This is a genomic window from Leptospira wolffii serovar Khorat str. Khorat-H2 (assembly GCF_000306115.2).
Lineage (GTDB): Bacteria > Spirochaetota > Leptospiria > Leptospirales > Leptospiraceae > Leptospira_B > Leptospira_B wolffii.
This window is the reverse complement of the sequence record NZ_AKWX02000005.1, coordinates 1-15,672: the sequence shown is the minus strand read 5'-3', so window position 1 is coordinate 15,672 and position 15,672 is coordinate 1. Positions and strand designations below refer to the sequence as shown.

12 protein-coding genes are annotated in these 15,672 nt (G+C 40.3%); all 12 read right to left on the bottom strand.

The window, feature by feature from the left end; genetic code table 11:
- Positions 1-913 precede the first annotated feature (913 nt).
- The 12 genes from LEP1GSC061_RS04280 to LEP1GSC061_RS04225 all read right to left on the bottom strand — a co-directional run bounded on the left by LEP1GSC061_RS04280 (position 914) and on the right by LEP1GSC061_RS04225 (position 12,065).
- Positions 914-1,396 carry a hypothetical protein gene (locus LEP1GSC061_RS04280; RefSeq protein ID WP_040508053.1) on the bottom strand — a complete coding sequence of 161 codons (483 nt, stop codon included), beginning with the start codon at positions 1,394-1,396 and terminating at the stop codon, positions 914-916.
- Between the two features lie 229 nt (positions 1,397-1,625).
- Positions 1,626-2,045: a hypothetical protein gene (locus LEP1GSC061_RS04275; RefSeq protein WP_040508052.1), complete on the bottom strand. Its 420-nt coding sequence runs from the start codon at positions 2,043-2,045 to the stop codon at positions 1,626-1,628.
- Between the two features lie 642 nt (positions 2,046-2,687).
- Positions 2,688-3,476: a DUF2971 domain-containing protein gene (locus LEP1GSC061_RS04270; protein WP_016544177.1), complete on the bottom strand. Its 789-nt coding sequence runs from the start codon at positions 3,474-3,476 to the stop codon at positions 2,688-2,690.
- A gap of 1,065 nt (positions 3,477-4,541) precedes the next feature.
- Positions 4,542-4,967: a hypothetical protein gene (locus LEP1GSC061_RS21395; protein ID WP_156844494.1), complete on the bottom strand. Its 426-nt coding sequence runs from the start codon at positions 4,965-4,967 to the stop codon at positions 4,542-4,544.
- 2 nt (positions 4,968-4,969) lie between these two features.
- Complete coding sequence (locus LEP1GSC061_RS04260) at positions 4,970-5,803, bottom strand: hypothetical protein (protein ID WP_016544176.1); 834 nt, start codon at positions 5,801-5,803, stop codon at positions 4,970-4,972.
- Positions 5,804-6,011: 208 nt separating this feature from the next.
- A complete protein-coding gene (locus LEP1GSC061_RS04255; protein WP_040508050.1) occupies positions 6,012-6,299 on the bottom strand; it encodes a HigA family addiction module antitoxin in 288 nt (95 codons plus the stop codon).
- A 12-nt stretch (positions 6,300-6,311) separates the two neighbouring features.
- Positions 6,312-6,590, bottom strand: a complete 279-nt coding sequence (locus tag LEP1GSC061_RS04250) for a type II toxin-antitoxin system RelE/ParE family toxin (RefSeq protein WP_040508049.1) — start codon at positions 6,588-6,590, stop codon at positions 6,312-6,314.
- A gap of 220 nt (positions 6,591-6,810) precedes the next feature.
- Positions 6,811-7,407 carry a hypothetical protein gene (locus tag LEP1GSC061_RS21390; protein WP_040508048.1) on the bottom strand — a complete coding sequence of 199 codons (597 nt, stop codon included), beginning with the start codon at positions 7,405-7,407 and terminating at the stop codon, positions 6,811-6,813.
- 631 nt (positions 7,408-8,038) lie between these two features.
- A complete protein-coding gene (locus tag LEP1GSC061_RS20785; protein WP_016544174.1) occupies positions 8,039-9,094 on the bottom strand; it encodes a hypothetical protein in 1,056 nt (351 codons plus the stop codon).
- 518 nt (positions 9,095-9,612) lie between these two features.
- On the bottom strand, positions 9,613-9,984 hold the full coding sequence (locus LEP1GSC061_RS04235; protein WP_040508047.1) for a DUF7674 family protein: 372 nt from the start codon (positions 9,982-9,984) through the stop codon (positions 9,613-9,615).
- Positions 9,985-10,204: 220 nt separating this feature from the next.
- The gene (locus LEP1GSC061_RS04230) at positions 10,205-10,840 is read right to left on the bottom strand and encodes a hypothetical protein (protein ID WP_040508046.1); all 636 of its coding nucleotides are present in this window, start codon (positions 10,838-10,840) and stop codon (positions 10,205-10,207) included.
- A gap of 640 nt (positions 10,841-11,480) precedes the next feature.
- Positions 11,481-12,065 (bottom strand): hypothetical protein, encoded by a 585-nt coding sequence (locus LEP1GSC061_RS04225; protein WP_156844493.1) that lies wholly within the window; start codon positions 12,063-12,065, stop codon positions 11,481-11,483.
- Positions 12,066-15,672 lie beyond the last annotated feature (3,607 nt).

Genomic DNA, 15,672 nt, shown 5'->3' with positions numbered 1-15,672 from the left:
AGCCCGAAGCGATGCGGCAAGTTGGCAGTTAAGCGAAGTTACGCCTCAAACACGTTGCAATTTAATTCAATTTCACTACTTGGACGAAAGTCCAATAGTATTAAATTCCCTTATTCCAAAGTATCGCGCTCCCCTTTCGGGATTGGATAAAATGGAACCATAAGCTTCCGCAGGACGCTTAAATATCAAGATGCAATCCCTGGCAACGGCACCAGCTCGCATTGGGGAGCGCTTACACTCTGAAAAATTATCTATGTTTTAGAACCAAATCCGCACGCCTCCGAGCTTCAAAAAATAAAAAAACAAAATCCGGCGGAATTTCGCTTAACGACGTTGGCTTGCCGACGTTTTGCAATGGCACGAGACTTGCCCTGCAAGGCGAGTGACAGAAGCAAAATGTGCCGAAGGCCAAGCAAGGGTTGCGGAGCAAGCCCGAAGCGATGCGGCAAGTTGGCAGTTAAGCGAAGTTACGCCTCAAACACGTTGCAATTTAATTCAATTTCACTACTTGGACGAAAGTCCAATAGTATGAAATCCCCTTATTCGAAAGTATCGCGCTCCCCTTTCGGGATTGGATAAAATGGAACCATAAGCTTCCGCAGGACGCTTAAATATCAAGATGCAATCCCTGGCGACGGCACCAGCTGGCATTGGGGAGCGCTAAAACTCTGGAAAATTTCCTATGTTTTAGAACCAAATCCGCACGCTTCCGAGCTTCTAAAAATAAAAAAACAAAATCCGGCGGAATTTCGCTTAACGACCAAGGTGTTCCGACGTTTGCGATGGCACGAGATTGCTCTGCAATCGAAGTGACAGAAGCAAATGTGGCGTAGCCCGAGCGAGAGTCGCGTAAGCGATCTCGAAGCGGAGCGGAAGCACCGATAGTTAGACGCAGTCCGAATAATTATAACGCCTAATCTTCAACAGACACTTCCCTACCAATATGATAACTAAAGCCACCGAATGTAATCTTTAATTCCATACCTGACGAAAAGAGCAATCGATGCTCAAAAGAATTATTTTCTATCATGTCGAACTCATCATAGCCAAGATCGTCCTCACTAACATCAAATTCTATTGTTTCATTGCTAACTATATCTGATAAAACTTTGAATTCTGAAACATCAAAGTAATTAATCATAAGTTCAAATTGTGAATCAGACGAAAAAGCATCGTCATATCTATAGCATAATAGTTTTAGAGAAATCGAATGATCTTGCTCATTTCTTTTAATTTCCAATTCTCTTGAGTCGTGAAGATTAACCTCTTTAACAAAAGTTCTTATTTCCTTCGGAAGCTTATTTTCTATTAATCGATAATGAGCCGAATATCTCTCTGCAGGATCATTGTTTGACAGATCCTCACCAAACCACCAATCATAAGTAAAATATTTCATATATTAAAGTAATTTTAGTTCGGATTGCGTATAACGACCAAGGTGTTCCGACGTTTGCAATGGCACGAGATTGCTCTGCAATCGAAGTGACAGAAGCAAATGTGGCGTAGCCCGAGCGAGTGGTCGCGTTAGTGATCCACGAGCGGAGCGGAAGCACCGATAGTTAGGCGAAGTGGTCTTATCTTTTAAGAATTTGTTAATGCTACGGAAAGCTCAAATTCTTAACATTTCACCATTTTCTCCATTCTTCAGTTATATCTTCATTGGGTTTATTAAAACCAAAGAAAACGCCAGATTTGATAATGAACTCACATATTAATTCTCTTTGTGAAGTTTCAATCAGGCTATATTCAGTTCTTTCATTCAAACGGTTTAGTTCTTCAACTGTATTTCGAGTAATAATATTGGCCTCTTTGCGGGACTTCGCAAATTTAACCTGATTATAATGAACGATAAGAATTCTTTTAGTCTCTTCTACATCTTTTATTGTATATGAAGCATTGCCAGACTGCATATATTCATTCATACCGTCTAATAAAGAATTGATTATGATCATTAATTCTTTATTGCCAATATCTTCATTTGAGTGACTCTTCTCTTTGCAAAATATTGCCAAAGCCATCATTATTAATAATAAATTACGAAACATGTGTAATGAGCCAATTAGGTTATTGAAAGTATTTTAGACCATTTCGCCTAACGACGTTGGCTTGCCGACGTTTTGCAATGGCACGAGACTTGCTCTGCAAGGCGAGTGACAGACGCAAAATGTGCCGAAGGCCAAGCAAGGGTTGCGAAGCAAGCCCGAAGCGATGCGGCAAGTTGGCAGTTAAGCGAAGTTACGCCTCAAACACACTGCAATTTAATACAATTTCACTACTTGGACGAAAGTCCAATAGTATGAAATTCCCTAATGCCAAAGAATCGCGCTCCCCTTCGGGATTGGATAAAATGTAAACATGAGCTTCCGCAAGGCGCATAAATACCAAGATGCAATACCCTGGCACGGCACCAGCTGGCATTGGGGAGCGCTAAAACTCTGAATAATTACCTATGTTTTAGAACCAAATCCGCACGCTTCCGAGCTTCGAAAAATAAAAAAACGAAATCCGGCGGAATTTCGCTTAACGACCAAGGCTTGACGACGTTGGCGAGCTGAACGAAGTGAAGACAGGCATGAGAATTGCCACTGCAATTCGAGTGACTGAGCCAATGTGCCGGAGGCCAAGCGAGGGTTGCGTAGCAATCCCGAAGCGATGCGTCAGAGCCGATAGTTAGTCGCCGTGTTTAATTATCTAATTTCAATTTGATAGTTATCTGCACTTTCATGGCATTGCAAAATCTCAGGATTATATCCATTTTCAGTATAATTTTTAGAAATAATGTTCTGAATTATCTTTTTGTAGGTATCTGATACACGTAAGCCAAAGATAACTTCTTTCAATATTGCTCTATCAAATCGAACAGGATTTTGTATTATCCAATCTTCTCTTAATAGTATGCGAGACTCTTGCTCATATTTCCAGCACTCATTCTTTCTTAAAAGAAATTGAAATATGCCATCACTTGAATAATCTTTTATTACGTTCATAGGAGGAGGAATCGTATTATCATATTCAATATCAAAGATAGACAAATAACCTCTAGGAAAGTTTTGGGTAGGAACCAGAAAATCATCTTTCTCTAGCTTTATCATCTTTGTGTCTTGTACTTCGGTAACTTCAAATCCTAAGCATATCCCCTTATGCTGATCTGAATAATGGGCCCACATAAGAATATTATCTCGAACATGAGACATACAAAACACTCTATTATGGTCATCAAGCCTCTTACGCTCCTCCTTTGAATCGGCTGCGATTATTTTGTCAGCATTTGCTTTAGCAATTTCTTTAGTTTCAGCATCATCTCTACCTTTGCGCTTAAAAAAATCTATCCAATCTTCATATGATCCTCTATAAAAGACGTTTAATCTAGAATCAAACGGATCATTGAATTCCGAAGGTTTTGCAAAATAGAACTCAGCATCTATTATCATTTTGAATGTGAATTCATTGATAGGTTTATATTTATATAGCCTCATTTAAAGTGCGCAATTTTACTTTTAGTTTTATTAAACATGGCGACTAACGACGTTGGCTTGCCGACGTTTTGCAATGGCACGAGACTTGCCCTGCAAGGCGAGTGACAGACGCAAAATGTGCCGAAGGCCAAGCAAGGGTTGCGAAGCAAGCCCGAAGCGCTGCGGCAAGTTGGCAGTTAAGCGAAGTTACGCCTCAAACACACTGCAATTTAATACAATTTCACTACTTGGACGAAAGTCCAATAGTATGAAATCCCCTTATTCCAAAGTATCGCGCTCCCCTTTCGGGATTGGATAAAATGGAACCATAAGCTTCCGCAGGACGCTTAAATATCAAGATGCAATCCCTGGCGACGGCACCAGCCTCCATTGGGGAGCGCTTAAACTCTGAAAAATTACCTATGTTTTAGAACCAAATCCGCACGCTTCCGAGCTTCGAAAAATAAAAAACAAAATTCGGCGGAATTTCGCTTAACGACGTTGGCTTGCCGACGTTTTGCAATGGCACGAGACTTGCTCTGCAAGGCGAGTGACAGACGCAAAATGTGCCGAAGGCCAAGCAAGGGTTGCAAAGCAAGCCCGAAGCGATGCGGCAAGTTGGCAGTTAAGCGAAGTTACGCCTCAAACACATTGCAATTTTATCCTATTTTGCAACTTGGGCAAGAGTCCAATGGCATCCAAATTTACTAGCGCCAAAGTATCGCGCTCCCCTTTCGGGATTGGATAAAATGAAACCATAAGCTTCCGCAGGACGCTTAAATATCAAGATGCAATCCCTGGCGACGGCACCAGCCTCCATTGGGGAGCGCTTAAACTCTGAAAAATTACCTATGCTTTAGAACCAAATCCGCACGCTTCCGAGCTTCAAAGAATAAAAAAACAAAATCCGGCGGAATTTCGCTTAACGATCAAGGTGTTCCGACGTTTCGCGAGTGCGAAGCACTTGGCGCGAGACTTGCTTTGCAAGACGAGTGACAAAGCGAAATGTGGCGTAGCCCGAGCGAGAGTCGCGTTAGCGATCTCGAAGCGGAGCGGAAGCACCGACAGTTATGCGAAGTAAAATGCTTAATCTACTTTTTCATTTCTTTCTAACCAGGCTTGCCCCATTAGACCAATGACAAAGAATGAAAGAATACTAAGCGATATATTCAATACTGAGATTACCCAAACAAAACAATTAGGCTCGGTATGGTATAGATTAACCAATAATATACAGCTAGGTGTTAAGCCAAAAACGATTACAATAGAGACAATAATAGATACCAATTGCCAAGTAGATTTTTGGGAAATATTTGAAACACCTGACGCAAATTTTACTATCGACTGGCCATATAAGATTATAGAAACAAAAATGAAATCTCTAATCGATAAGGTCGATTTATTATTCGAAAACTGAATTATTAGTAAAATTACTAATGGCAATATATTGAAAAAAAATTCTGACAATAATGATAAGCGTGCTCTTCCTATATGTTCTTTTTCTTCTTCCATATTTATGCCTTCGGTATTGTTTTAATAACGGAAACTATTTCTCTGTTTATTGATAATTGATTTCCATGAATATCGTAAGCTGCGACTTCTAACATATCAACTTCAAGTGCATCCCCAGGAAGCAAAGGAATCTCTCTATTGTGAAATCTGTTCAACCACGAGTCGTCCGAAATTTTGGCTAAAATTTTTTCATCTCCTCTATTAAATGTCCATTGTGATTTTCCGAAGAAATCCAATTTTTTAATTAATAGGATGACCCTAATTGTATTTTCAATTTTCGAACTTGTAAGAGATGATTCTAACTCTTTTAGATCGAGTGCCTTTTCTCTAGGAATATCCAACGTGACACTATCATCATTTAAATTTGAGTTAATTTGGGCTATTTCATTATCGCGAAGTTCAGTAGTTGAAGACGCAATTTGATTAACTACCTCACCTAGATCACCATAGCTTAAACCTTTAAAAGTTCCATTAGTTAATCCTGAAACTAAAGCTGATTTTTCTATTTCTGAGTTTACTTCATCAATAAATTCTTTAGGAGTAGATGCTTGTGAACTTGAAATAGTTCTTGTCACGGTTGCTCTTGCATTATCGATAAATTTTACAGTCGTTGAATCGGAACCTTCGATTTTTCTCATTAACTTTACAAGTATAGAACCTTTCTTAATGTCTTCTAAAATTAACGTTGAAGAGGCGCTACTTGAAATAGAACTCAATAAGGCCTTATCCAACGAATTATATGATTCAATAATTCTAGCAGCGGTTCTGAAAAATCGCTCAGGCTCTGTGGCATTTGTGGGAAATGAAATTTTTATTTCATAGCTTGAATCTGACATTAAGTAATTTTCCTTTAACAATAATTGTGTATTTTATTTCGCATAACGACCAAGGTTTGACGACGTTCCGCGCGTCCGAAGGACTTGGCGCGAGGCTTGCTGCGCAAGACGAGTGACAAAGCGGAATGTGCCGAAGGCCAAGCGAGAGTCGCGTAGCGATCTCGAAGCGATGCGTCAGAACCGATAGTTAGACGACGGTTTGGCTCTATTACGCGGAGATTGGAAACTTTATTATATTCTTAGGTCTTTCTTGCATCGCAGTCCATAAATCTAACTTTGTCTGCATGCTAAGCCAACTCTCAGCTGACGTATTCGTTGCAATTCCTATTCTTACTGCCATTTCTGGAGTAACTGGGCTCTTGCAATTCACTATTTCTGATAATGTCTTGCGAGATATTCCTAAATCTTTTGCAGCCTCAGTTATAGTTAATCCTAAAGGCTTTATGATATCTTCTAGCAGAATTTCACCAGGATGAGTAGGTTTTCTCTTATTCATAAAATCTTGCCTCTAGTGATAATCTTCATAATCGACTATGATTGCGTTTTCACCTTCAAATTCAAAAGTAACACGCCAATTTCCATTCACCCAGACCGACCACCTACCCTTTTCACGACCTTTAAGAGGATGCAAGCGATATGCTGGTAAGTCCATATCTTCAGGAGATAGGGATGAATCTAACCTATCTAAAATTCTAGCTAATTTGTTAGAATGATCTGCTTGAATTCCTTTCTTACTGCCAGTTTCAAAAAACTGCTCAAGGCCCTTGTGTCTAAAGGAGATAATCAATAAACAAAATGTAACCCGATGGGTTACATAGTCAAGCTTTTTCTGTCAAAAAATAAATTTAGCCAAACTGTTCGTCTAACGACCAAGGTGTTCCGACGTTTCGCGAGTGCGAAGCACTTGGCATGAGACTTGCTCTGCAAGACGAGTGACAAAGCGAAATGTGGCGTAGCCCGAGCGAGAGTCGCATAGCGATCTCGAAGCGTAGCGGAAGCACCGACAGTTAGTCGCTGTTATGCATTACTGAAAACAATTTTTCCATTTCCAGCGGCTGAATCACTTTAGTTATCAAAAGCTCACCCTTTAAAATCCAAACATCATCGCCATATTCCGTCCGAGGAACAAAATCCGGCTGCGCATAAGCATTGCAAAATCCTATTCTACTTTCACCATCAAATTCGAATAGCAACGCAAACGGTTGATCAATATGTGGCGTCGTCTCTGGTGGATCGTACATAGTGAAACTACGATAGCCGTATACAGTCGCTTTAATTAATTTTTTATTCGTCACAGTCTGCCAGATTGGATTTTCTGTTTCTATAAAGTAATCTAAATGTTCAGTTCGATTAAAAAAGGGAATGTTAGATACTCCAATTACATATTGAACCGTTTCCTCAGAACTATTCCACGATACAAAAAGACTTATATTCTCAAAGTGTAAACAAACCTCACATCCAACTATATTTATTACTGGCATATTTTCAACAGAGCAAGTAATAATTCCCCCGCCTTTTATATCGACATAGTCGACGGAGGAAAGTTTCCTTCCTATAGCCTGACGAATCGCAAAATCGAGGGCATTGTTATATTTTGTATTCATATATATATTCTTTGCATAATGGCGACTAACGACGTTGGCTTGCCGACGTTTTGCAATGGCACGAGACTTGCTCTGCAAGGCGAGTGACAGACGCAAAATGTGCCGAAGGCCAAGCAAGGGTTGCAAAGCAAGCCCGAAGCGATGCGGCAAGTTGGCAGTTAAGCGAAGTTACGCCTCAAACACACTGCAATTTAATACAATTTCACTACTTGGACGAAAGTCCAATAGTATTAAATTCCCTTATTCCAAAGTATCGCGCTCCCCTTTCGGGATTGGATAAAATGGAACCATATACTTCCGCAGGACGCTCAAATACCAAGATGCACAGCCTGGCGACGGCACCAGATACCATTGGGGAGCGCTAAACTCTGAATAATTTCCTATGTTTTAGAACCAAATCCGCACGCCTCCGAGCTTCAAAAAATAAAAAAACAAAATCCGGCGGAATTTCGCTTAACGACCAAGGTGTTCCGACGTTTCGCGCGTGCAAAGCACTTGGCGCGAGGCTTGCTCTGCAAGACGAGTGACAAAGCGAAATGTGGCGTAGCCCGAGCGAGAGTTGCGTAAGCAATCTCGAAGCGTAGCGGAAGCACCGACAGTTAGGCGCAGTTCCATTCCCTATGCATTTGATTTAGTCAGGTTTCGAGAATCGTTTAATTGTTATATCGATAAATTTATTAAAATATTCTAAGAATTCTTTCTCTCGATAAGAATCTAAATTTTTCTTACCAATTTCCAAGGATAGGTTTCTTTCTGTTTTAATTAGTTCATTGATTGAATTTGCCAAGGGAAGATTTTTATCCGCATTATTCAATATACTTGCCATTAATGCAACAAACTTGTGCTCTATATTAGTTAATTCATTATTATAATATTGGATATTCTTATTGGTTGAAGAGTATAGCTTCAAGAAATAAAACGCAAAGACCTCAATAAAAATGATTATCATTAACCTCGCAATAAAAAATATCAGATTGTTGAAATTACCAAAAATAGAATTATCTTCTAATTCTATTTTATAAGAAATAAATTGTTCTACGACAATTATCAAAAATATAGCGGAAAAGAAAGTCAATATGGAACCAAATATTAGATATAAATTTGCTCTTTTGTTAAGCTGCTGTATCTCTAATAAATTTCTCTGTATACTATCATGAAAAATATTAATTAAAGTAGTTTGTTCTTGATCGAGGTAATCATAATCATTTTTATCCTGAACTGGCTTATTTCTATTTTGTCTTTCTATTTCTTCTATATTTCTATTGAGATAGGTTTTTAAAATTATATAGTTCCCTTTGGTATTAAAAAAAGAATAGTCTACTCGCGTGGCCGGTGGAATTAATCGATCCTCTATACTCTGATAGATCTCGATAATTCTCGAAGTATATGAATATTTTTCAGATTCCGGAAAGTCCCCTTTGTTGAGAATATCCAGTAATCTATTAATTTCTGAAATATTCGAAATTACTTCATGATATGTTTTAACTTTTTTTGGTAATTTTTGAATATTAAGGTCTTTTTGAGAAAGATATTTCCATATCATCATGCTAACACTAATCAGCAAGAATGTTGTACCTAATGTAATACCGATTTCGATATTCATTATCAAAAGACGGTTACTAATAAAAAGAGCCCCCGCCACAAATGTTGCTATTATAAATATATTATTCCATTTTATTTTCTTCATAGAACATCCTTTTTGGAATTGCGCCTAACTGAGATTAAGCGAAGTTACGCCTCAAACACACTGCAATTTTAAATAGTTATACTACTTGGACGAAAGTCCAATAGTATGAAATTCCCTTATTCCAAAGTATCGCGCTCCCCTTTCGGGATTGGATAAAATGGAACCATAAGCTTCCGCAGGACGCTTAAATACCAAGATGCACATCATGCCGACGGCACCAGATACCATTGGGGAGCGCTAAAACTCTGAATAATTTCCTATGTTTTAGAACCAAATCCGCACGCTTCCGAGCTTCAAAAAATAAAAAAACAAAATCCGGCGGAATTTCGCTTAACGACCAAGGCTTGACGACGTTGGCGAGCTGAACGAAGTGAAGACAGGCACGAAAATTGCCTCTGCAATTTGAGTGACTGAGCCAATGTGCCGCAGGCCGAGCGAGAGTGCGAAGCATCTCGAAGCGATGCGTCAGAGCCGACAGTTAGGCGACGTTTTGAAATTTATAATGAAAATTCAAATATTTAGAGATTCTGAAGATATTCTCTCGTCCTCTTTCCTAAGAAAATCTCTAATTTGTTCAATATCGTATCATCATTCAAATTTTCAAGAAAGCAAGTACAGACTGCATTATTTAAATTGCTAAACTTACTCTGAAAGCTATCTTCAATAAAATTCAGCAATTCCGTTAATTGTTCTTCTGTTAGTTTTTGAAAATTTTCTATGAAATAATGGCTAAATTCAGCAAAAACCCCGTGCACAGTAATAGCAGTTTTCTTTTCGATGAAAATTGAATCATTAAGGAATATTTGAAAATTAGGAAAGGTTTTTATTAAAACCTTTGATAAAGCATCACTACTTCCAGTATCATCAAATAAAATAAAATCTGAACTCATTGTATTTATTATAAACAAAGTATTCTTTTAGAGTTTTGTTGTCTGAAATAGATATTTTCAAAATGTCGTCTAACGACCAAGGTGTTCCGACGTTTGCGATGGCACGAGTTTGCATTGCAAACGAAGTGACAGAAGCAAATGTGGCGAAGCCCGAGCGAGTGGTCGCGTTAGCGATCCACGAGCGGAGCGGAAGCACCGACAGTTAGGCGAAGTCGGCTTTCTAACCTAATTTGTATTTTTCTCTAATTTTAATTTGAGTTTTCTCGTTCATTTTTAATTCAAATGCCTCGATCGAAGGGTATGACTTTGCACCTCCAGTAAGCACTCTAAACTTCTTCAGTGCTGAACCTGCTCCTTGATCTGTAAATAAATAACTAAATTCATCTTCTATTAATTCTCGATCAGCAATATTATAGGCCCATGCTGAAATAACAGATTCTAAATTATTCAAATACTTGATTAGTTGCCATCTTATCTGTGCGGAATGTGACTCTGGAATAATAATTTGATTGTTATCTGTCGAAATATGTTCTAAGTCCAAATCTAAACAGGCGGCGTAGAGTTTTTTATTTTTCTCCGGTTTGTCAGGTATCACAAATGATTCTTGGTTGTAGATACAACGTAAATTTTCTTCATTTAATAGTTCGGCAAATTTCCTTGTTATGGAGCTTTTTTGATCTAGTTCTTGGGCCCAATTTGCAAGTAAATCTACGGATTTTTCCCGTCTTGATCTTTCATGATCATCTTTGATTTGTTTCTTTAATAAAAGAACTTGAGAAACAGCAAAAACTACTGATAATGCCGTAATCAATGTTCCTATTGCTGTAATCCAATCAGTAATTGTTGCGGTGTTCACTTAAATCCTTCCTTGGGTAATAGTTTTTCAGAAATATATTTTAGCCGATTTCGCCTAACGACGTTGACTTGCCGACGTCTTGCAATGGCACGAGACTTGCCACTGCAAGACGAGTGACAGAAGCAAAATGTGCCGAAGGCCAAGCAAGGGTTGCGAAGCAAGCCCGAAGCGATGCGGCAAGTTGGCAGTTAAGCGAAGTTACGCCTCAAACACACTGCAATTTAATTCAATTTCGCTACTTGGACGAAAGTCCAATAGTATTAAATTCCCTTATTCCAAAGTATCGCGCTCCCCTTTCGGGATTGGATAAAATGGAACCATAAGCTTCCGCAGGACGCTCAAATACCAAGATGCACATCATGTCGACGGCACCAGCTCGCATTGGGGAGCGCTTACACTCTGAATAATTTCCTATGTTTTAGAACCAAATCCGCACGCTTCCGAGTTTCAAAAAATATAAAAACAAAATCCGGCGGAATTGCGCTTAACGACCGAGGTGCTCCGACGTTCGCAACGGCACGAGTTTGCTCTGCAAACGAAGTGACGGAGGCGAATGTGGCGAAGCCCGAGCGAGCGGGTTGCGTAGCAAGCCCCGAGCGGAGCGGAGGCACCGAAAGTTAGGCGATGAGCCTGGCCTAAATTACCATCTACCTTGACTTGCTGCCTCAGCGATCAAAACTTTCATCTTTGCTCCGATATCTGCCTCAATCGTTTCATATTCTGGCTGAAAAAGAGGAAAAAGAAAATCAAACAAAGCATGATAATGCAAACGAGCCTCGTTATGACGAGTATACCCGAAAGAATTTCTACTTTGCGTTGATAAAATCTTCATATCTATATTATAATAATGATCTTGCCAAGTAGGAATTAAACCTAACGTAAGCCCATGTATTATATTCAAATAATTTGGAGCAAATTTATCTTTCGAATTAATAACAACTAATACTGTTATGGCATCACGAGAAGTGACAGCCAAGTTATTAAATTCACTCCATCCAAAAAATTCAAAAGCATCAATTATCTGACCGTAGTATGCCTCTGAAATTGCATAGGGGCATGGCCTATCCGAATACTTACATTCAAATTTTAAATTTATACTCGGCAAAGGCTGTTTAAACTGAGGATTTACCGATTGTGTTGTTATTGGATTTTTCAATGTAGCAATTGGATGTGCACACGAAAAAGTAAAAATAATTATTAGAGAAAAAAGTATTTTATGATTCATCAGGTATATTTGCCAGGCTTTTCGCCTAACGACCAAGGTGTTCCGACGTTTACGACGGCACGAGCTTGCGTAAGCAAGCGCAGTGACGGAAGTAAATGTGGCGTAGCCCAAGCGAGAGTTGCGAAGCAATCTCGAGCGACGCGGAAGCACCGATAGTTAGGCGATGCGATTTGCTCTTAAATCACTGATTTCATTATGTTGATCGAATTCCTATAATTTCAGCCTTTAGAAATTAAAGAAAGAAATACTAGAACCAAACTAACCAACAATACTGATCCAAGAGACTTATTCATACTCATTCTTACTTTTGAGAAAATTAACTTCCTCTGGTTGAGACCTATAATTGAGCTTATCATTTTTACGTTAAGAAACAGAAACAACGAAATGATCAAAAAAGCAATTATTGTTCTCGTATAAGATTCTCTATTAAATAATCTATAAATCACTGATGAAAGGGAGACTAAAAAGAATATGAAGGTAGCTATTGAATAAGTTAAGAATAAATAGAATGAATATTTGCTAATTGGTAATTTTTCCATGTTCAATCGAACAGATAATAACATGAAAATCACAAGCGGAAAGATCAGAAATAATAGAAAATTAAATAAGTCATTATTAATATCTACAAATGATTTACCAGAAAATATACGTATACATGCCACTATCAAAAACAAACAAATAGCATCCAATACGAAAACTGAATATTTTGAGACAATTGATTTCATAATTAAACAAGATTCAAATCGTTTCGCCTAACGACGTTGGCTTGCCGACGTTTTGCAATGGCACGAGACTTGCTCTGCAAGACGAGTGACAGACGCAAAATGTGCCAAAGGCCAAGCAAGGGTTGCGAAGCAAGCCCGAAGCGATGCGGCAAGTTGGCAGTTAAGCGAAGTTACGCCTCAAACACATTGCAATTTAAAATAGTTATACTACTTGGACGAAAGTCCAATAGTATCCAAATTTACTAGCCCCAAAGAATCGCGCTCCCCTTTCGGGATTGGATAAAATGGAACCATATACTTCCGCAAGACGCTCAAATACCAAGATGCACATCATGGCGACGGCACCAGCTCGCATTGGGGAGCGCTAAAACTCTGAAAAATTTCCTATGTTTTAGAACCAAATCCGCACGCTTCCGAGCTTCAAAAAATGAAAAAACAAAATCCGGCGGAATTTCGCTTAACGACGTTGGCTTGCCGACGTTGGCGACTCTGAGCCTCGAAGAGGCGTTAGAGCCAGGCGCGACCTTTTGCCAAGCAAAAGTCGTGACTGGAGCCAATGTGCCGAAGGCCAAGCAAGGGTTGCGAAGCAAGCCCGAAGCGATGCGGCAAGTTGGCAGTTAAGCGAAGTTACGCCTCAAACACACTGCAATTTAATTCAATTTCACTACTTGGACGAAAGTCCAATAGCATTAAATTCCCTTATTCCAAAGTATCGCGCTCCCCTTTCGGGATTGGATAAAATGGAACCATATACTTCCGCAGGACGCTCAAATACCAAGATGCACATCATGCCGACGGCACCAGCCTCCATTGGGGAGCGCTTAAACTCTGAAAAATTACCTATGTTTTAGAACCAAATCCGCACGCTTCCGAGCTTCAAAAAATGAAAAAACAAAATCCGGCGGAATTTCGCTTAACGACGTTGGCTTGCCGACGTTTTGCAATGGCACGAGACTTGCTCTGCAAGACGAGTGACAGACGCAAAATGTGCCGAAGGCCAAGCAAGGGTTGCGGAGCAAGCCCGAAGCGATGCGGCAAGTTGGCAGTTAAGCGAAGTTACGCCTCAAACACACTGCAATTTAATACAATTTCACTACTTGGACGAAAGTCCAATAGCATCCAAATTTACTAGCCCCAAAGTATCGCGCTCCCCTTTCGGGATTGGATAAAATGTAAACATGAGCTTCCGCAAGGCGCATAAATACCAAGATGCAATACCCTGGCACGGCACCAGATACCATTGGGGAGCGCTAAAACTCTGAATAATTACCTATGTTTTAGAACCAAATCCGCACGCTTCCGAGCTTCAAAAAATAAAAAAACGAAATCCGGCGGAATTTCGCTTAACGACGTTGGCTTGCCGACGTTTTGCAATGGCACGAGACTTGCTCTGCAAGGCGAGTGACAGAAGCAAAATGTGCCGAAGGCCAAGCAAGGGTTGCGAAGCAAGCCCGAAGCGATGCGGCAAGTTGGCAGTTAAGCGAAGTTACGCCTCAAACACACTGCAATTTAATTCAATTTCACTACTTGGACGAAAGTCCAATAGTATTAAATTCCCTTATTCCAAAGTATCGCGCTCCCCTTTCGGGATTGGATAAAATGGAACCATAAGCTTCCGCAGGACGCTTAAATATCAAGATGCAATCCCTGGCGACGGCACCAGCTCGCATTGGGGAGCGCTTACACTCTGAAAAATTATCTATGTTTTAGAACCAAATCCGCACGCCTCCGAGCTTCAAAAAATAAAAAAACAAAATCCGGCGGAATTTCGCTTAACGACGTTGGCTTGCCGACGTTTTGCAATGGCACGAGACTTGCTCTGCAAGACGAGTGACAGAAGCAAAATGTGCCGAAGGCCAAGCAAGGGTTGCGGAGCAAGCCCGAAGCGATGCGGCAAGTTGGCAGTTAAGCGAAGTTACGCCTCAAACACACTGCAATTTAATTCAATTTCACTACTTGGACGAAAGTCCAATAGTATGAAATCCCTTATTCCAAAGTATCGCGCTCCTCTTTCGGGATTGGATAAAATGGAACCATATACTTCCGCAGGACGCTCAAATACCAAGATGCACAGCCTGGCGACGGCACCAGCTGGCATTGGGGAGCGCTTAAACTCTGAAAAATTACCTATGTTTTAGAACCAAATCTACACGCTTCCGAGCTTCAAAAAATGAAAAAACAAAATCCGGCGGAATTTCGCCTAACGACGTTGGCTTGCCGACGTTGGCGACTCTGAGCCTCGAAGAGGCGTTAGAGCCAGGCGCGACCTTTTGCCAAGCAAAAGTCGTGACTGGAGCCAATGTGCCGAAGGCCAAGCAAGGGTTGCGAAGCAAGCCCGAAGCGATGCGGCAAGTTGGCAGTTAAGCGAAGTTACGCCTCAAACACATTGCAATTTAATTCAATTTCACTACTTGGACGAAAGTCCAATAGTATGAAATTCCCTTATTCCAAAGTATCGCGCTCCCCTTTCGGGATTGGATAAAATGGAACCATATACTTCCGCAGGACGCTCAAATACCAAGATGCACAGCCTGGCGACGGCACCAGCCTCCATTGGGGAGCGCTAAAACTCTGGAAAATTTCCTATGTTTTAGAACCAAATCCGCACGCTTCCGAGCTTCTAAAAATAAAAAACAAAATCCGGCGGAATTTCGCTTAACGACCAGTGCTTGTCGACGTTTCGCGAGTCCGCAGGACTTGGCGCGAGGCTTGCTCTGCAAGACGAGTGACAAAGCGGAATTTGGCGCAGGCCAAGCAAGGTTGCGAAGCAATCCCGCAGCGCAGCGACAATTTTTAGTTATCTGCTGTGCCGCGCCCCGAATTTCTAACCGACCGAAGCCACGGAAGGCTGAGCCGGTTAGGGAATAATAGGATTAATTTTT